Origin of the sequence: Microcoleus sp. B6-A1 (assembly GCF_036705085.1) — a bacterium.
Classification (GTDB): domain Bacteria; phylum Cyanobacteriota; class Cyanobacteriia; order Cyanobacteriales; family Microcoleaceae; genus Microcoleus.
Genome location: NZ_JAUBTU010000129.1, coordinates 1 through 17,622, shown reverse-complemented (window position 1 = coordinate 17,622; position 17,622 = coordinate 1). Strand labels below are relative to the sequence as shown.

At 47.7% G+C, this 17,622-nt stretch carries 16 protein-coding genes; 11 read left to right on the top strand and 5 right to left on the bottom strand.

Annotated elements, in window-relative coordinates; genetic code table 11:
* Positions 1-251: 251 nt before the first annotated feature.
* Positions 252-2,180 (bottom strand): penicillin-binding protein 2, encoded by a 1,929-nt coding sequence (locus tag QUB11_RS29155; protein WP_333207064.1) that lies wholly within the window; start codon positions 2,178-2,180, stop codon positions 252-254.
* Positions 2,181-2,475: 295 nt separating this feature from the next.
* Entirely contained in the window at positions 2,476-3,051 is a 576-nt protein-coding gene (locus QUB11_RS29150; RefSeq protein WP_333207063.1) for a hypothetical protein, read from the bottom strand.
* A gap of 337 nt (positions 3,052-3,388) precedes the next feature.
* On the opposite strand from QUB11_RS29150, the gene QUB11_RS29145 reads away from it, so the two are divergent.
* The 5 genes from QUB11_RS29145 (at position 3,389) to glgB (ending at position 8,838) form a co-directional block, all read left to right on the top strand.
* Positions 3,389-3,616 (top strand): serine protease, encoded by a 228-nt coding sequence (locus QUB11_RS29145; protein ID WP_333207062.1) that lies wholly within the window; start codon positions 3,389-3,391, stop codon positions 3,614-3,616.
* 119 nt (positions 3,617-3,735) lie between these two features.
* Positions 3,736-4,170 carry a glutathione S-transferase N-terminal domain-containing protein gene (locus tag QUB11_RS29140; protein WP_333207061.1) on the top strand — a complete coding sequence of 145 codons (435 nt, stop codon included), beginning with the start codon at positions 3,736-3,738 and terminating at the stop codon, positions 4,168-4,170.
* Positions 4,171-4,287: 117 nt separating this feature from the next.
* On the top strand, positions 4,288-4,464 hold the full coding sequence (locus QUB11_RS29135; RefSeq protein WP_333207060.1) for a hypothetical protein: 177 nt from the start codon (positions 4,288-4,290) through the stop codon (positions 4,462-4,464).
* Between the two features lie 412 nt (positions 4,465-4,876).
* Positions 4,877-6,349 (top strand): transposase, encoded by a 1,473-nt coding sequence (locus QUB11_RS29130; protein WP_333207059.1) that lies wholly within the window; start codon positions 4,877-4,879, stop codon positions 6,347-6,349.
* A 194-nt stretch (positions 6,350-6,543) separates the two neighbouring features.
* Complete coding sequence (glgB, locus tag QUB11_RS29125; protein ID WP_333392398.1) at positions 6,544-8,838, top strand: 1,4-alpha-glucan branching enzyme; 2,295 nt, start codon at positions 6,544-6,546, stop codon at positions 8,836-8,838.
* Positions 8,839-9,221: 383 nt separating this feature from the next.
* On the opposite strand, the gene QUB11_RS29120 is transcribed toward glgB, so the two are convergent.
* The 3 genes from QUB11_RS29120 to QUB11_RS29110 all read right to left on the bottom strand — a co-directional run bounded on the left by QUB11_RS29120 (position 9,222) and on the right by QUB11_RS29110 (position 11,369).
* Positions 9,222-10,139 (bottom strand): glycosyltransferase family 2 protein, encoded by a 918-nt coding sequence (locus QUB11_RS29120; RefSeq protein ID WP_333229402.1) that lies wholly within the window; start codon positions 10,137-10,139, stop codon positions 9,222-9,224.
* 86 nt (positions 10,140-10,225) lie between these two features.
* Complete coding sequence (gene hpsJ-B / locus QUB11_RS29115) at positions 10,226-11,056, bottom strand: hormogonium polysaccharide biosynthesis protein HpsJ (protein WP_333392396.1); 831 nt, start codon at positions 11,054-11,056, stop codon at positions 10,226-10,228.
* 172 nt (positions 11,057-11,228) lie between these two features.
* Complete coding sequence (locus tag QUB11_RS29110) at positions 11,229-11,369, bottom strand: hypothetical protein (RefSeq protein ID WP_333229400.1); 141 nt, start codon at positions 11,367-11,369, stop codon at positions 11,229-11,231.
* 475 nt (positions 11,370-11,844) lie between these two features.
* Between QUB11_RS29110 and rfaE2 the strand changes: the two genes are divergently transcribed.
* From rfaE2 to QUB11_RS29080, 6 genes are all read left to right on the top strand, one after another.
* On the top strand, positions 11,845-12,348 hold the full coding sequence (gene rfaE2, locus QUB11_RS29105) for a D-glycero-beta-D-manno-heptose 1-phosphate adenylyltransferase (protein ID WP_333157320.1): 504 nt from the start codon (positions 11,845-11,847) through the stop codon (positions 12,346-12,348).
* A 120-nt stretch (positions 12,349-12,468) separates the two neighbouring features.
* Positions 12,469-13,338, top strand: coding sequence for an STAS domain-containing protein (locus tag QUB11_RS29100; RefSeq protein ID WP_333157321.1), 870 nt, complete (start codon positions 12,469-12,471; stop codon positions 13,336-13,338).
* A gap of 55 nt (positions 13,339-13,393) precedes the next feature.
* Positions 13,394-13,771: an STAS domain-containing protein gene (locus QUB11_RS29095; RefSeq protein WP_333157322.1), complete on the top strand. Its 378-nt coding sequence runs from the start codon at positions 13,394-13,396 to the stop codon at positions 13,769-13,771.
* A 264-nt stretch (positions 13,772-14,035) separates the two neighbouring features.
* Complete coding sequence (locus QUB11_RS29090; RefSeq protein WP_333081357.1) at positions 14,036-14,434, top strand: anti-sigma regulatory factor; 399 nt, start codon at positions 14,036-14,038, stop codon at positions 14,432-14,434.
* Positions 14,435-14,694: 260 nt separating this feature from the next.
* A complete protein-coding gene (locus QUB11_RS29085; protein WP_333392395.1) occupies positions 14,695-15,714 on the top strand; it encodes an ATP-binding SpoIIE family protein phosphatase in 1,020 nt (339 codons plus the stop codon).
* Complete coding sequence (locus QUB11_RS29080) at positions 15,711-17,270, top strand: ATP-binding protein (RefSeq protein ID WP_333392393.1); 1,560 nt, start codon at positions 15,711-15,713, stop codon at positions 17,268-17,270. The genes QUB11_RS29085 and QUB11_RS29080 overlap by 4 nt, the downstream gene beginning before the upstream one ends.
* Positions 17,271-17,622 lie beyond the last annotated feature (352 nt).

Below are 17,622 nucleotides of genomic sequence, written 5' to 3'. Positions count from 1 at the left end.
ATAACTTACAATTTTAATTGTTATGGTGGGATGGGCGTCCCGCCCGTCCTTTTTGGCCGGGCGGGACGCCCATCCCACTTTCAAGAGTGGAAGTTATTTAATTCTCATTCCTAAGTAAGGTGCGGATACACCCGTCAATCTGCAAGTTCTATTTAAAAGGTCGCAGATCCGCACCCTACATATTAAAATCACACCACATAAATATAGCGACTACTGTACTTCATCAACCACCGAATATGCTGTATAATCAACTACTTCTTACTCGGCGCAATTTTCTCAATAGAAATCAGCGCCTCCATCACCGACTCCACAATCGGCGCCGCCACCGTACCCCCCGAAGAACCCTCCTTCGGCTCATCAATCACCGCCAAAACCACATACCGAGGAGCCTCCACAGGCATGATCCCCACAAAGCTAGTAATAATCGCCTTGTCAGAATAACCCCCACCAGCATTAGCTTTTTGAGCCGTGCCCGTTTTTCCAGCAATCCGATACCCAGGAATTTGTGCAGCTTTCCCCGTACCACCATCAACCACAGTTTCCATCATTTCTAACACCTGCTTAGTAGTTTCCGGTGAAAAAACCTGCTTAGGAATCGGCCTCGGAAGCTTCCAATAAGCTTCACCTTCCCTATCAAAAAGTCCCCGCACAACGTGAGGAGTCACCAACTTGCCACCATTAGCCAAAGCTCCGTTAAGCTGCACCAACTGCATCGGAGTAATCGAAAAACCTTGCCCAAAAGCCGTAGTAGCAACTTCCACAGGAGAATTAATAAATTGCTCTCGATTTTTAAGCTGGCTGGTTACTTCAAAAGGCAAATCAGTTCCCGCAGTTTGTCCGAGTCCGAGTTTTTCTAAAGCTTGATAGTAAAGAGAAGGTTTCATGGTTCTCATAATGTGCACCATCCCCACATTACTAGAATGTTTCAAAATCTCAGTAACAGTCGAAGGGCCACGCGCTCCTGCTCTTTGGTAATCGGAATTTTGGATAGTCCAGGGATTCATGTAAATCCGACCTTCATCGTTAAACACAGTATTAGGTTTCACCGCACCCGCTTCCAGAGCGATCGCCACATTAATCGCTTTAAAAGTCGAACCAGGCTCATAAACATCAGTTACAGCCCAATTTTTATAGCGCGACAAATCGAAATTAAAATATTGATTCGGGTCATAAGAAGGTTCCGCCACAACTGACAGCAATTCCCCGTTACGGGCATCCATCACAATCACTGTGCCCCGCTTCGCATCGTGTTGCTTCATTTTTTCCTTGAGGGCACTTCGGGCCGCCCGCTGCAAGCGACTGTCGATCGTCAATTGCAATTTCAAGTCATCAAGCTGCACAAATCCCGCCGTCAGCCGATCGGGAACCCAATTCCCATTGCTCGACCTGCTAAACTGAATCGACGGCATCGATCGTTCCAACAAATTCTGCTGGCTGTATTCCACCCCGGCTTGTCCCTTCCGTTCCCCGTCCACATAACCGAGGATATCCGCCGCCAACTCCTGCTGCGGGTAAAAACGCTGCTGCTGACGCAGCAACTCCAAGCCATCCACCAGACTCTCTTTAATTTGCATCCCAGCGACGCGATCGGCAACCTCTTGAGGTAGAGACTCCGCAATTGTAATACCGCTTTCAGCAAGATTAAACCTGCGTATCAGTTCAGTTTCCGACGTAGTGCCCGGAGTCAGTTCGATCGCCAGCATCGGAGCCAACTTAGCCGCAATTTCCGCCTTCGAGTGGTTAAACAACTTCGGGTGAGCGTAGAGCGTGTACACCTGTCTGTCGATCGCCAAAACATTTCCGGCGCGGTCAATTATCGGGCGTCTCGGTACAAACGGCTTCGTTTTGAGAGTTTGCTGCTGAAGAGCCTGTTTACGCAGCGCCGGAGCTCGCGTCACCTGCAAATAAAACAAATTCATAGCCAGCCCCAGCCCCCCCAGCATCAACACCGCCCACACCGCCCACAAACGGAACTTGCTGCGCTTTAAACGCTCCACTGGTCGCCCCCAAGATGCAGCCGTCTGTTGTGGCGATCGGCCGAAACTGCCGGAATCTCTAGGTTTGGCTGATTTTTTCCACCCAGTACGCGCGGCGAAGCTATCCCGTAGGGAATCGCCCGCCTGTTTTGTGCGTTTGAAATTCGGCGATCTGTAGCGGTCAAAACGGGGGTCGTAGCTCATGGCATTAAAAATTCAATAGCAAGTTAGAGCGTTGTAGAATTGATAATTTATAACTTAAATCTTAAAATATAAAATTCACGACTTGGGAATGAGCAGTCCCTATCAGGGTTTGGATCACACCTAAAGTTGCATTCTGTTTTTTGAAGTGGTCTTAATTATTTTTAATCTGTAACTTCCGGTGGGAAGCTGAAAATCGATCGCGACTTGGAAAAAAGTCAAAAAGGAAATTAGATCCTCAAATTTTCAGGCCCTCGGACACTCAGGCCCGGAGGGCGCTCTCCGCTTTGACACAGGTTTAATAGCCCAGGGGTGTTTCCACACCGGCTCGATTCTGGAGAGCGGGCTCAGAATTTGGTGCCGCAACGGGCGATCGAGTTTCAGGGGCAGGCTGCAAGAAAATCGTGTCCCCAGGATTCTGCGGAGCCAAACCGGTTTCGGGATTTTGGGCTTCTTTAGCAAGTTGGTGTTTCAAGACTTCGCTAGAAGCACTCAATTGCTGTTCCCGGAGGCGCAGAGTTTCCAGTTTTTGATACTCCTGACTCCAGCGCTGCTCGCCGTAAACGGTCAAGCCGTAGAGACTCAGAGCACCGCCCAAAAGCATAACTGCTACCACTGAGGAGGCGCGCTGTGCTTGCAGGAGCGATCGCAACCACACGGGCTGCTGCAGGCGATTGGGCAAGACTTTCAGCACTGATGCGGACGATCGAGCAATCGCCTGTTCGTCGGCTGGCGAGTAGTTGGGCAATACCGGCCCTGTCTTCGCCCGCCTAGCTCGCGCAATAGAAGTAACTTTGCTTTTGGCAGCTCCAGCAGCGGGCTTGCGGGTCGATCGGGAGCGGGGAGAATCCGGGGATCTGATAGCAGCGGTCATAAAGTTCACCAATACGTAAAGTGTGGTAGCTTCAGCTTGATTGAGGTTAAGAGTTTTTTGTCTCCCAGAGCGCCAGTAGTGGCTATCTGCGTTCGATCGGTTATCCTTACCAAGGATACCTCACAAGCCAACCAACCCATCCTACCACTGGTCTCTTTGACTTCAGGATTTGCCAAAAAAAAGAAATCTTTGCTGGTTAGCGATAATCTATGTGAAATTTATTAATAAATGCAGTATTGTAATCAACGAGCGAATCGTTGAGCTATTCGTGCCAGCATTGTTTCTCAAGTACACTATTCCCTTCCTTGCGATGGGTTTTCAATGTTAAGGAGTTTTTATGAACAAGGGATTAATTCGTTTGACTTTGGTAGTGGGCTTGGCAGTCGCCCTCGGCGCCTGCGGAGGAGAAACCACCAGCCCCAGCTCCCCTAGCCCCTCTCCGGGCGGCACTGGTGGCACTGGCACTACTACTACTACTCCCCCGGCTTCTTCTGCATCTCCAAAAGCCACTCCTGGGGCTGGTGCAACTACTACCCCTGCCCCTACTCCTAAAAAGTCTCCCTAACTAGGGCGATCCGAGAGTGTTTGCCCAACGAGCCTAGCCTCCAGGTGAAAAATCGTTCGCTCCTCGCATTTTTTCATCTCAGAGGTCTAGGTCTCAAGTTGGGTCTTAGTTGTAGTCGGATGCTTTTACTACAGTTCCGTACATCCCCTTACAGCAGCAAAGTCCGCTTAGCGGTGGGTTACAAGGGCATCCCCTTTGAAGTTGAAAATTTGACTCCCGGCCTGCACGTTTTGAAACTCAAGCCTGTGACAGGATGTTTGAGGACATTGCCAGTGCTGCTGCCTCAACTGAATATTAACCGGAGGATCTCGCAGACTCGACGAAAATTTTGCACTCGATCGAGTCTCGCTTTCCTTCCCCGCCACTGTGGCTCGCAGAGGATAGGAAAGCAAGCTGAGCCTTGGATGCTCGTCGCAGATTTGCTCGATGACAGCATCGGCATGGCTACTCGATTTGTTGACTACGAGTTTCGCGCCGGTGCCGGCAAGCAAATCTACCCGTCTGTTTTGAGCCAGTTTAGTGATTCAATTGGCCCCCTGCCAGTTCGGTATTAACCCTGCCTCGACAAAACTAACTTCTGTTAAGCATGAGTTCTGCTTTAAACCTATTGCACCGTCGCTGGTAGGATGGTGCTAGTTTTTTGGTAGGCGATGCCTTGAGCATGGCAGATATTGCTTGCTGCTGTCGCCCTGCTGAGTGCTTTAGCTTTGATTCCTCAATACCGAGTTAAGCATCCTTCGCTCTTTGAGCGTATTGCCCAACTTCACGGGCTTTGTGGGGAAACCCAGCCTCCGGGATGTGAAATTCTACCGATCGGGCGATCGTCCCTGCCTGAAAATTCTAGGTAAACCATTAACTGCTCCCCAAAACTTACAGGGTTGACCCTCCTGCAGCCGCCAATCGACAAGAGTTTTAAAAAAATCATTATCACATATAAAAAAATAAGTCAAGGATATTTGGGAAAAAATATAAATTTTTCAATTTGTTTGAACTACCAGCCGGGAAGTCCCTCGGTATATTTAGAGGGGACACATCTGAGCGCTGCGCGAAGTACCCCGTTGGGAATTACCGACCGTGATGTCCAGAAGCGTCGGGTGGAGGGACGGAAACCGACAATTAGACTTAGCCACTATGAATTAATCTTCGGAAGTATCTTGATTTTCGATGTACTTCCTAAGTGTTGAAATGGTAAGTTTTGGTGTGGCATTTTGGACATACACAAACTATACTATGCAAAGGTCGAAAAAAGGAAGTTAAAAAATGCAACTCACTTACAAATACCGCCTCAAACCCACAAAAGCCCAACTAACAACGATGGTGGCTCACCTAGAGCTCTGTCGTCGGCAGTACAACTACCGACTTGGCGATAGATTTAGGTGGTGGGAAGCCACGAGAACACCTATCAACGCCTGCCCCTTGATTGTTTCGATAGTCCCGATTGAGGAAATTTATCAAAATATTCCTTTGACGAGAGTGCAAACTAGGGATGGTAGAAAAAAGGATGAGTCAGGCAATCCTTTGACCAGGAAAGGTGACGTTTTCTCGAACATTGAAGGCGGATATGTACAGTGGCAAACCATACAACTGGCTGACCTGAAAAACACAAAAAAGCTATTTCCTGATTATAAAGTGTTGGACTCTCAGGTTTTGCAAGATGTCGTCAACAGAGTGGAAACTTCCTTTTCAAATTTCACCACGCCCGATAAAAATGGCAATCGTAGAGGCAAGCCCAGATTCAAAGGGCTTCATTACTACAAATCTTTCACTTATCCTCAACTAGACAATCTTGATCTTGTCAAGGACGAGCAAAATAGGATTTGTATTGACCTCGCAAAAATAGGTCAAGTACCTATGGTTTTCCACCGTCCAATACCAACAAGGTTCACAGTTAAGACGGGAACAGTTATCAGAGAAGCTGATGGGTGGTATATCTCCCTAACGCTAGAAGATAAAACAGTTCCCGTAACGGTTGCAGAAATTCAACCGACGGTCGAAAATACTGTTGGCATCGATATGGGAATCACTAACTACGTCTATCTTTCCAATGGCGAGAGAGTTGAGAATCCTAGGTTTTTGAGGAAGTCGGCCCAGAAATTGGCAAAACTTCAAGCGAAGTTAGCTAATAGAGTCAAGGGTTCTAAGCCTTGGAAGATTATCAAGGACAAGATTTCCCAACTCCATCAGTTTGTAGCTAGATCCCGATTAGATTTTCAGTTTAAAACTGCACATGAGCTATTCGGTAAATGTGAGGTTTTAGTTGTTGAAGACTTGAGTGTCAAAAATTTAACTAGACGTGCCAAGCCCAAGACAGATGTTGAAAATGGTAATTTGGTTTATTTGCCGAACGGTCAGTCAGCTAAAAGTGGCTTGAATAAATCCATGCTTGATGCTGCTCATGGGCAATTCGCCAGCGTCCTAAAATATGTCGCCTGGAAATTGGGTAAAAGCATTTTGTTTGTCTCTCCAAGAGGAACTTCTCAACATTGCTGGAATTGCCTCAACAAAGTACCGAAAGAATTGTCGGAGCGCTGGCATTCTTGTCAATGCGGAGAATCTTTGGATCGAGATAAAAACTCAGCTAAGCTTATAAAGAGAATTGGTCTAAGTTACGAAAGTGGCGGGGGAACTCCGTCACTCAAAAAAGCCTTTGAAAAAAAGGAAAAAGAAGCCTGCGGTCTAACTATAGTCAGTTTACCGTCAGGTTCGTTCACTATTTCTATACTTAGATGTTAGCAGTAAAACCCCAGCTCGGCCTCCGGCAAGGCAACAGCCTGCTGTGTGTGCAAGGGCGCGCGCTGGATCTGCTGCAGGCAAGATCGTGCTAATCAGTGGTAGGATCAGCGATCAAAAATGTATCGAAATGTAAAGTGCAGCGCCGCTCTAGGTTTTGAAAGCCATTTAGTTAAAAGATTGAGGTAAGTAGTTTTATGCCCGCGACCGTCCCCTTTGAACAGATTGACCGCATTGTTTGGAATCAGCACCACGATCCATTTGAAGTGCTAGGCCCTCACGCGATCGAAGAAAATGGCAAAAAAGTCTGGGTCGTCCGAGCTTATCTGCCGAATGCGGATGCGGTATCCGTAGTTGTGCCGGAGGCCAGGGCCGAATACCCCATGAAATCAGAGCATCACCCTCACTTTTTTGAATGTACGATCGACACCCCAGAACTAGCAAACTATCAATTGCGGGTCAAAGAAGGGGAACACGAGCGCTTCATCTACGATCCCTACGCCTTTCGATCGCCCAAACTCACAGAATTCGACCAGCACCTATTCTCCGAAGGCAATCACCACCGCATTTATGAAAAACTGGGGGCGCACCTCACCGAAGTAGACGGCATCACAGGAGTATATTTTGCCGTTTGGGCCCCAAATGCCCGCAACGTGTCTGTTTTAGGAGATTTCAACTATTGGGACGGCCGCAAACATCAAATGCGGAAATCGCAAAACGGCATCTGGGAATTATTTATTCCGGGACTATCCGTGGGAACTTCCTACAAATACGAAGTGAAAAACCAAGACGGACATCCCTACGAAAAGTCCGATCCTTACGGTTTCCAGCAAGAAGTGCGGCCGAAAACAGCATCAATTGTCACGGACTTAGACACCTACACTTGGAACGACAGCGCTTGGATCGAAAAGCGGCGACACACAGACCAACTGACGCAGCCGGTTTCGGTTTACGAATGCCACATCGGTTCTTGGCTGCACGCCGCTACTGACGAACCCGCCGTGCTACCAAATGGGGAAATAGAACCCCCCGTGCAAGTTTCGGAACTCAATCCCGGGGCGCGCTTTCTGACTTACCGGGAATTAGCCGATCGGCTGATACCCTACGTCAAAGATTTGGGATTCACTCACATCGAAATGCTGCCCATCGCCGAACATCCTTTCGACGGTTCTTGGGGCTACCAAGTAACCGGCTATTTCGCCCCAACTTCCCGCTACGGCAAACCTGAAGATTTCATGTATTTTGTTGACCAGTGCCACGCCAACGGCATTGGCGTACTGGTGGACTGGGTACCGGGACATTTCCCCAAAGACGGCCACGGCTTGGCTTTCTTTGACGGAACTCACTTGTACGAACACGCCGACCCCCGCAAGGGCGAGCACAAAGAGTGGGGAACCCTGGTATTTAACTACGGCCGCAACGAGGTGCGGAATTTCTTAGTAGCAAACGCTTTGTTCTGGTTTGACAAGTACCACATCGATGGGATTCGCGTAGATGCCGTAGCCTCGATGCTTTATTTGGATTACTGCCGCGAACCGGGAGAATGGCTGACCAACCAGTACGGGGGACGGGAAAATATCGAGGCGGCAGATTTTCTGCGACAGGCGAATCACGTCATTTTTAGCTATTTCCCAGGTGCGCTGTCGATCGCCGAAGAATCTACCTCTTGGCCGATGGTATCTTGGCCGACCTATGTAGGCGGTTTGGGTTTCAACCTGAAGTGGAACATGGGTTGGATGCACGATATGCTCGACTATTACCACATGGACCCGTGGTTCCGCCAGTTCCACCAGAACAACATAACTTTCAGTATGTGGTACAACCACAGCGAGAATTTCATGCTGGCTTTGTCCCACGATGAAGTAGTGCACGGCAAAGCCCACATCATCGGGAAAATGCCAGGGGACGAATGGCAAAAGTTTGCAAACGTGCGGTGTTTGTTTACTTTTATGTTTGCTCATCCCGGAAAGAAAACGATCTTTATGGGGATGGAGTTCGGCCAGTGGCACGAGTGGAACGTTTGGGGGGATTTGCAGTGGCAGTTGCTGCAATTCGAGCCGCACCAAAAGTTGAAGCTGTTTTTTAAAGATTTGAACCATTTGTACCGCAGCGAAACGGCACTTTACAGTCAAGATTTTGCTGAGGATGGGTTTGAGTGGATTGATTGCAGCGACAATCGACACAGCGTCGTGGCATTTGTGCGCCGAGAGAAGGATGGCGACGAGTTTGTGGTGACGGTGTGCAATTTTACGCCCCAGCCGCACTCTCACTATCGCGTAGGAGTGCCGGAACCAGGTTTCTATACGGAGTTGTTTAACAGCGACGCGCGGGAATACGGCGGTAGCAATATGGGGAATTTGGGGGGCAAGTGGACTGAGGAGTGGTGGTTCCACAACAGTGCTTATTCGATCGACTTGTGTTTGCCACCTTTGGGGGTGTTGATCTTAAAGCTCGATCGGGCAAAAACAACAGCAAAATCTCAAGAGTTTTAAGTTGTGAGTCATGAGAGTTTTGAGTTAAACATCAAAACTTTATTAAACCTAAAAATTTGAGGGTATTTAGAAACCCGGTTTCTTGGACAAACCGGGTTTTTTCTGTTTTGTTGTTGCGAAAAAAGGAAGTTCTGCAACGGATTCGCTTTCTTCGGATTTAAGGAGTTTAATATTAATTCCGGTTGCATCGGAATGATTTAACCGCAGAGTACGCAGAGATCGCAGAGTCAGAGAAGAGAGAGATGAATAATTTCGATGCACACGGAAAGGATATAATAACTCTTCTAAATACTTAGGCTACCCCTCGAGTCCGATCGGCGGGGGAACCGCGAGGGTATAAGTTCCAAATACTACCGCTAGGCGAGCTTACCTCTTACCAATTTTTAATTTCTAGTATCGGAAGCGCCAAGATTATAAGAAACTTTTGACGGCTCAACTGTTACTACTTCCGAAAGAGATTGTTCTGTCGTTACCTCTAAAGCTGGCAGTGGTAGATGCTTCATTTCCCAAACTTTCAGCAAAATTAGATATTCATAAAAAGCTTGCAGTGTGCACCAAGCCAATCCCGCTTGGCCGTCAAGAAATCCGCCGAGTAAAATATACATATAGAAAAAGCGCACCACAGGCCGCAAAGGCAAGCGCAAAGAAAAATCTTTCAAAGCGCGGCGCCTTTCCACCTCCGACGCGCCAAACAATAAACCCCACCAATTTACTTGACCCGCTTCTAATTGGCGGAGAGTTTCAGCCGCCTCGTCAGTCGAGTAGCGGTTGTGCTTTTCAATCCAGCGGGAAAGACCTTTGCTGCAAGTATAGTGAGGGTAAGTTTCCTTCAAAAAGTGAGTAGGCCCGTTGCAGACTTCGCGTTCAGTGTGACCGTAGTCAGTAAACCACACTCTGTCTTTGCGAAAGAGGCGCATTTGATAGCGGGGATATTGAGTGCTGCGGCGAATCCAGCGCTCCATAAATATTACTTTTTCAGCTACGTAATAGCCGATATATTCTTGACTTTCGATCGCCTTTAAGCATTCAGCAAACAGTGCAGGCGTCATCCGCTCGTCAGCTTCGAGGATGTAAACCCATTCGTACTTGCACGGGACTTCTTGGAGCATCCAAGTCCGCTGGCGTCCGTGAGTTTCAAAGCGGTGCTGTACTGTTTGCACGGCATAGTTCTGAACAATCTCAAGGGTGCGATCGGTGCTGAAAGAATCAACTACAATGATATCGTCACAAAGCAGTGCCGATTCAATGCAAGCGGCGATATCAATCTCTTCGTTGTAAGTCAGAATATAAATTGAGAACATTCCCAGCTTTCAGTAAGGGCAAACTATTGGGTAAACAAACTATTTCTCAGGGATGTCTCGACCAGCGCGATCCCTGCCAGCGCCGGTCAGCTTTTGCGGCGGCCGAACCGCAGAATTCCCATACTTCTCAATCCCGTCCAACCAACAGTAATGTAGCCTATCGCTAACAACAAACTGTTGATTCCCGTCTGCAAACTCGAATTTCTCGATCGAGTTCTTAACTCTTTCTCTTTTTGTTGCTTGCGGGTGCGAATCTCGTTGCGAGCTTGAGTGGGAAGTGATTGAGCTTGCTGTTCCAGGAACTTGTCGAGGGCTTTCGGGTCATTTTTCGACTCCTCAAGCACAGCTTTCAATTCCTTGGGAACCTCTGGACTCTTGAGTGCTTGTTGCAGCTTCCCGTCGTCTTGCAGCAGCGCCCCTATCTGGCTGCGACGCTCGCTTTTGAGCTGTTCTACCTGAGCTTTAAATTGAGGGCTTTTAAGTTGTGCCTCAAGTTGACCTTCCGCTTGTCCCGCTTCTAGATCGACTTGAGCCAGAGCATCCTTGAGTTCCAAACGAGTATTGTTGAGGTGAACGGGAACCAGAGATAGGTAAACTAGACCTAACAAGCTGGAAATCAACAGCGCCCAGAATCGCAAGTCCAGCCAAACGTTGCGTCGCTCAATAGAGACTCCACTGCTGCTGTCCACCCAAAAGCCAGTCATCAGGAGGGCGATACCGATCAAAGGAATAATGCCCTTGTCAACTATCTGAGTTGCAGCAGTCAACTGCCAGCCTCGATTGAGAAGGTCTGAAGTTTCTCCCGGCAGCGACAGAACAATGCAGTCAAGCAAAGCAGAGAGAATTAAGATAATCCCGACTACTTTGAGAGTTCGAGCAGCTACTGAAGAAAATTGACGGCTATTACTTGCTTTCATAATTCGTGTTAGATAATTCTACACCGTTAGATTCAAGGGGGTAGTTGAGTGGATTTTGTTGAACGAGTTAAGCTATTTTCCACCAAAATAGCTGCTTCGGGTACCGAACTCGACTTTCCTCTGGGTTTTCACAGGCTGCGGTTGCGACCCAAAAGGTCGAGTTTCTGCACAGCTATGCAGAGTTGGACACAGGAGGCTGTACGCTTCTGGGGTGGCTGTAAAGCTTGGTCAAGATGGCGCCCAGAAACTGCTGCAAGCAACTGCTGGCTTCTTCTATAGTCTGACGAATCCAGCGTAAAGATGAGCTCTGCACACTGGGGTTCCTGGTTTTAACTAGCTTTCGCTCGCGTGGCCGTGCCAGAAATAATAGACACAGGAGGAGCGCGTTTCGTAGGGTTTCACCCCCTAGGGATCTCACTCCCCGATCGCCTGCCCGATGCGGTGGAACTCTCATCCCTTGTCTTATAGTAATTGATATAAGAGAGGGCGGGAATAAATAATTGTTTACCAACCTTTTTCACCTCCAATTACCAACAGCAGGATATGGAAGTTACCGATAAAAGACTAGCTGTTCTTTACCTAGGAATTATGTTTTCAAAATCTGCTTCAATTTCGGTAATTTTTACTTATTCATTCTGGCTCAACAGTTACCAGTTACTAATTAATAGTTGCTGTCGATCAACTATTAATTAGTGGGAAAGTTGACTGATATATTTTTTAATAACGAAAGTGCAAAGCATCACATTTTTTGGTAGGATAATTTTGATATCTGTTCAAATTGGGTGGTAATGACTGCAATGATTTCTGATGTTTATACGTTGAGAGAACTTGAAAGATCGATCGCATCCGATCCGGACAAGTGGCGTCCGATCGTGTTTACTAACGGGTGCTTCGATATCCTGCACTGCGGTCACGTCCGCTATTTGCAGGCGGCAAAAAATTTGGGGCGATCGCTGGTGGTGGGATTGAATAGCGACGCCAGCGTGCAAGCTATCAAACCGCAGCAGCCGGGATTGCCACCCCGCCCGATCGTACCGGAAAATCAGCGAGCCGAAGTGTTAGCAGCCCTCAAACCAGTAGACGCCGTAGTAATTTTTTCCGAAATTACAGCAACTAAACTGATAAATATCCTGAAGCCGGATATATACGTTAAAGGAGGCGACTATCAACTCGAAACTCTGCCGGAAGCACCGGCAGTTATCGCCGGAGGTGGCAAGATTTCCTTGATCGAAATAGAAGTTCCGAGTTCTACCAGTGCGATCGTCAAACGCATTTTACAATTAGGTACTTAACCCTCGATCGCAAACAGCAAACAGTGAGCTAAACTCAGAAGTTGCCCCATCAAAAAACACGCTTGGTGCGCTCGCTCGTCGTACAATTTCATCCCAATTGCTAAGCAGGAGATAATTTTAATGGAACTCACAAGCAATAACACGATCGCGGAAATCCTACAAAGACACAAAGCAGAGTTACTAGCAGACTGGCTCAAAGAACTGCAAAATACCGGGCTGCGGCGGGACGACTTGATGAGAGCCAAAGAATTGCGCTCCGAGTGTCAAGAGTTCCTGCAATTGCTCCACATGGCAGTCGGGCACGGTAACTTTAGCGACATCCAGACACCCGAATGGGAAAATATGCGGGTGCTGCTAGCAGAAGTTTCGCGATCGCGCGTTCAGAGAGGCTTTACTCCCTCAGAGATAGCGAGTTTCATTTTATGCTTCAAAAAGCCATTGTTTGATCGGCTTTGTCATGAACTGACAGAAAACCGCGACGCACTTGTCGAACAACTTTGGCTTTCCACCAGTTTATTAGACCAGCTTGGCCTTTGGGTGACAGAAATTTTTCTCAAAGCTCGCGAAGAAGTCATCGAACGCCAGCAGCAAGAAATGCTCGAATTGTCAACACCCGTAGTCAAACTTTGGCAAGGAATTCTCGCTTTACCCATGATCGGGACTCTCGACAGTGCCCGCACTCAAATAGTCATGGAAACTCTGTTGCAGGAAATCATGGAAAGCGGCTCAGAATTTGCGATTTTAGACATTACAGGCGTGCCGACTGTTGACACTTTAGTTGCTCAACATTTATTAAAAACTGTCGCCGCCGCCCGTTTAATGGGTACTGAGTGCATCATCAGTGGCATTCGCCCGCAAATAGCTCAAACCATAGTTCACTTGGGAGTTGACTTGCAGGATATTCTCACAAAAGCTACTTTAGCAGATGCTTTTAAAGTGGCGTTGCAGCGCCAAGGTTTAACTATAAAAAATCTTAAAGAGGAAAGATAAACATATTGCAGTCTGAGATGAAAATTTTAGTAAAGCTTAACACATAGGTGAATTTGTGGAACGAATACCGATCCTTCAAATGGGAGAATTTTTGCTAGTAACAATTCAAGTAGATATGCACGATCGCTTAGCAATGACGCTGCAAGATGACCTGACAAACCGCATTGTCAAAACAGGCGTCAAAGGTGTGTTGATAGAAATTTCTTCTCTAGAAATTGTGGATTCTTTTATCGGTCGCATCATCAACAATATCGCTAGTATGTCGCGAATTTTAGATGCGGAGACGGTTGTAGTCGGGATGCAGCCAGCGGTTGCTATTACGCTCGTTGAGTTGGGGCTTTCCCTGACAGGAGTTCGCACAGCTTTAAGCGTTGAAAAGGGCATGATTTTGTTACGAAAATCCTTGGGTTTGTCTGTTGACGAGCAAGCGTAAGCAGTCGATTAATTGTCCCCTGACTGAGGCACAGGCAGTCAAGGAACGTAGTTTGTTTGTAGATACCTTGTTGACAAACTGAAGATTTCTTAGGGCAGGGCTTACGCACTCAAGGGGGTTAAATCAAGGGTTTGAGATTCCTGCACTATGTTCTCTTTTGAGAGAAAATCGTAGTAAGCGCGTAAGTCCTATTAAGAGAAACTAAGTTGATGATCGTAAGTCCTATATTTTGGGGAGAAGTTCTATTTTGGTACAGTAGCCGCCATGTCAAAACGTGAGACACTAGAAATCCGATCGTCATCCGATATAGTCCACGTCCGACAGCAAGTGCGAACTTGGGCTGTAGCAATGGGATTCGGTTTACTAGACCAAACGAAAATCGTTACCGCAGCCAGCGAACTCGCCCGCAATACTGTAGAGTACGGCAAAGGGGGAACTGTAACTCTCGAAACGCTCGAATTAGGAACGCGCAAAGGGCTACGGCTGATATTTGAAGACAAGGGGCCGGGAATTCCAGACATCGAATTGGCTATGACTGACGGTTATACTTCTAATCAGGGTTTGGGTTTGGGGCTCAGTGGTTCCAAGCGGTTGATGCACGAATTTGAGATTGTTTCCAAAGTGGGTAAGGGGACTAAAATTGCGATCGTCCGCTGGCGGTGAGGAGTAAGGAGAGTGGGAGATTGGGAGAGAGTGGGGTCGCGCGCGCGCTACAAATGACTAATGAGAAACCGGGTTTCTATGAGTTTTGGGTTTGGTAACGAGAAATCTCAGTAGAAACCCGGTTTCTGGGGTCGATCGCGCGATGGCTAACTAAACTAAGAACTAATGACTAATGACTAATGACTAATGACTAATGACTAAGAACTAAGAACTAATGACTTTTTAAATGCGCGCCAGCTTAAGATGAGAACTACAAAATAATGATAGATGCTGTAGCCCTGCCCGTAACAGAAGAAAGTCAAGTGGGAGAAGCGCGCCGAATCGCAGTCGCCCTCGCGACGGAAGTCGGATTTAACGAGACCGATCGCGGTAAAGTGGCAATTGTTACCACGGAAGCCGCAAAAAACCTGGTCAAGCACGCCCGCGAAGGAGAACTTTTGCTGCGAACATCAAAAACAGCGGCAGGATATAGCATTGAAATAGTAGCGCTAGACCGGGGCCAAGGAATGGCAAATGTCGCGGTGTGTATGCGGGACGGTTTTTCTACAGCGGGAAGCCCTGGAACTGGGCTGGGGGCAATTAAACGCCTCTCTACTTTTTTTGATATTCATTCTGTACCAAAACTGGGGACAGCCTTATTAGCGCGGCTGGAACCTACCCAAAATAGCCGGGAAGCATCCCAAAACAGCAATTACTTGGAATTGGGGGTCGTCCACTTGCCAAAAGCAGGAGAGCAAATTTGCGGCGATTCCTGGGCTGCAGAAAATCACCTTGACAAACACCTGATCTTAGTTGCAGACGGGCTCGGCTACGGGGATTTGGCCCAGGAAGCGTCTGGCGAAGCAGTGCGGGTATTTGAGGAAAACGCCAAACTCGGGCCGAAAGCAATTTTAGAGAAGGCGCACGCTGCTTTAAAAAATACCAGAGGAGCGGCTGGGGCGATCGCCCAAATCGATCGTACCCAACAAACAGTTTGTTTTGCCGGAATTGGCAACATCAGCGGTGTAGTTGTCACAGATAACCAAAGCCGTAGCATGGTTTCCTACAACGGCACAGTTGGACATATGATGCGAAAAGTAGCAGAATTTGTCTATCCTTGGTCGCAGCAGTCCCTACTCATCATGCACTCCGACGGTTTGGCGGCGCAGTGGAATTTAAACCGCTACCCGGGTTTAGCCTCCAGACATCCTGCTTTAATCGCAGCCGTGCTCTACCGGGACTTCAAACGCACTCGCGATGACATGACAGTTATAGTAGCCAAGGTGAGAGAAGCAGCGTGAGTTATCCAATCCTGACGACGGAAGTCCGTTTTGAACAAGACATCGTACAAGTACGCCAAAGAGCTCGCCAAATTGCTAAAGGGCTGGGATTCGATTCCCAAGTACAAACCCGCATCGCCACAGCAGTTTCCGAAATTGCCCGCAATGCTTTCAAATATGCAGGCGGTGGCAAAGTAGAATTCATTGTGGAAGGGGAATCGCCCCAAGTTTTTCGGACTCGGATTTCCGACACGGGGCCGGGAATTGCTGATTTACCGGCTGTGTTAAGCCCCAATTTTCGATCCCAAACCGGCGCGGGACTCGGTTTAGCAGCAGCGAAACGGTTGATGGACGAAGTGAAAATCGACTCTCGGCCCGATCGCGGAACGGCTGTACAATTAATTAAACAGTTTTCCAAAAATATGCCTGCGCTGAGTGCGATCGAACTAAATCAATTAGTTGACAAACTAGCGCGCCAAATTCCCGAAGATCCCTATGCCGAAATTCAGCAGCAAAATCAAGAATTACTACGCACTTTAGACGAACTCCGCCAGCGTCAAGAAGAACTCGTACAATTAAATCAACAGCTAGAAGATACCAATCGCGGAGTCCTAGCACTTTACGCTGAATTGAACGACAAGGCCGAATCTCTCCGGCGCGCCAGCGAACTTAAAACCAGCTTTCTCTCCAATATGAGCCACGAGTTTCGCACTCCGCTAACGGCAATTCTGAGCCTTTCCGAAATATTGTTACATCGCCTAGACGGAGAACTTTCCGCCGAACAGGAAAAGCAAGTAAATTACATTTACAAATCCGCCGAGTCTCTCGCAGAACTTGTCAACGACTCGTTAGATTTAGCCAAAGTGGAAGCCGGAAAACTAACTGTTCGCTTGGCTGATTTTGAAGTCGAAGATTTGTTCAGCGCCCTGCGAGGAATGATGCGCCCCCTGCTTCCCCAAAACTCTGCCGTTTCTCTAATTTTTGAAGATACTCTCGAACTTCCAATCCTCACCACCGACGAGGGAAAAGTTTCTCAGATTTTGCGAAATCTGATTTCTAATGCCCTCAAATTTACCGAAGCAGGTGAAGTTCGAGTTGCTGCGGAAATAGGAGAGGAGGGGACAGTTACTTTTTCAGTAGCAGATACGGGCATGGGTATTCCCCCAGCAGACCAAAGGCGGATTTTTGAAGAATTTGTCCAAATAGAAAATCCCTTGCAGAAGGGCGTCAGAGGCACCGGGTTGGGATTGTCTCTGTGCAAAAAACTGGCGGAATTTCTAGGGGGAAGTATTGAAATCACAAGTTCACCCGGAGTGGGTTCGACTTTTTTTGTCACACTGCCGATTCTATATCGGGGAGAGGAAGAAAACCCTTTGGAAATGTCCCCTGCTAAGGCAGATGAAATACCGCTGACAAGCGCAAATTCTCGTAGCTTGCGGGGTTCCGGGCGCTCGCCAGCGGCGGATTCAGCAGCCAAAGTTTTGATTGGGGAGGATGAAGATAGTTTTTCGGTATTTGCTGAAAAACTTGCTGGCAGAAATTCATTGTACTGCGATATAGGTCGCCGACGGCGCTGAAGGTTGGGTTCGGCTGCTCAAAGAGGAACCGCAAGCAATTTTTATCGACATTATGATACTCACCGAAAGCATCCAGGATACAAGCCCCCGGATTCATCTCGCGCAAGTCAATGCTTCAATTCTTTCATCTAAAATCTAAAATCTAAAATCTAAAATCTAAAATCTAAAATCTAAAGTCGATTGACCGAAAGCATCCAGGATACAAGCCCCCGGATTCATCTCGCGCAAGTCAATGCTTCAATTCTAAAATCTAAAATCTAAAATCTAAGGATCGCGCGCGAAGTAAATAACTTACAATTTTAATTGTTATTGTGGGATGGGCGTCCCGCCCGTCCGTTTTGGACGGGCGGGA

Bases quoted from the DNA above. Each gene is read 5' to 3' on its own strand.
- QUB11_RS29155 (WP_333207064.1), bottom strand. From the start codon at position 2,180: ATGAGCTACGACCCCCGTTTTGACCGCTACAGATCGCCGAATTTCAAA.
- QUB11_RS29150 (WP_333207063.1), bottom strand. From the start codon at position 3,051: ATGACCGCTGCTATCAGATCCCCGGATTCTCCCCGCTCCCGATCGACC.
- QUB11_RS29145 (WP_333207062.1), top strand. From the start codon at position 3,389: ATGAACAAGGGATTAATTCGTTTGACTTTGGTAGTGGGCTTGGCAGTC.
- QUB11_RS29140 (WP_333207061.1), top strand. From the start codon at position 3,736: ATGCTTTTACTACAGTTCCGTACATCCCCTTACAGCAGCAAAGTCCGC.
- QUB11_RS29130 (WP_333207059.1), top strand. From the start codon at position 4,877: ATGCAACTCACTTACAAATACCGCCTCAAACCCACAAAAGCCCAACTA.
- glgB (WP_333392398.1), top strand. From the start codon at position 6,544: ATGCCCGCGACCGTCCCCTTTGAACAGATTGACCGCATTGTTTGGAAT.
- QUB11_RS29120 (WP_333229402.1), bottom strand. From the start codon at position 10,139: ATGTTCTCAATTTATATTCTGACTTACAACGAAGAGATTGATATCGCC.
- hpsJ-B (WP_333392396.1), bottom strand. From the start codon at position 11,056: ATGAAAGCAAGTAATAGCCGTCAATTTTCTTCAGTAGCTGCTCGAACT.
- rfaE2 (WP_333157320.1), top strand. From the start codon at position 11,845: ATGACTGCAATGATTTCTGATGTTTATACGTTGAGAGAACTTGAAAGA.
- QUB11_RS29100 (WP_333157321.1), top strand. From the start codon at position 12,469: ATGGAACTCACAAGCAATAACACGATCGCGGAAATCCTACAAAGACAC.
- QUB11_RS29090 (WP_333081357.1), top strand. From the start codon at position 14,036: ATGTCAAAACGTGAGACACTAGAAATCCGATCGTCATCCGATATAGTC.
- QUB11_RS29085 (WP_333392395.1), top strand. From the start codon at position 14,695: ATGATAGATGCTGTAGCCCTGCCCGTAACAGAAGAAAGTCAAGTGGGA.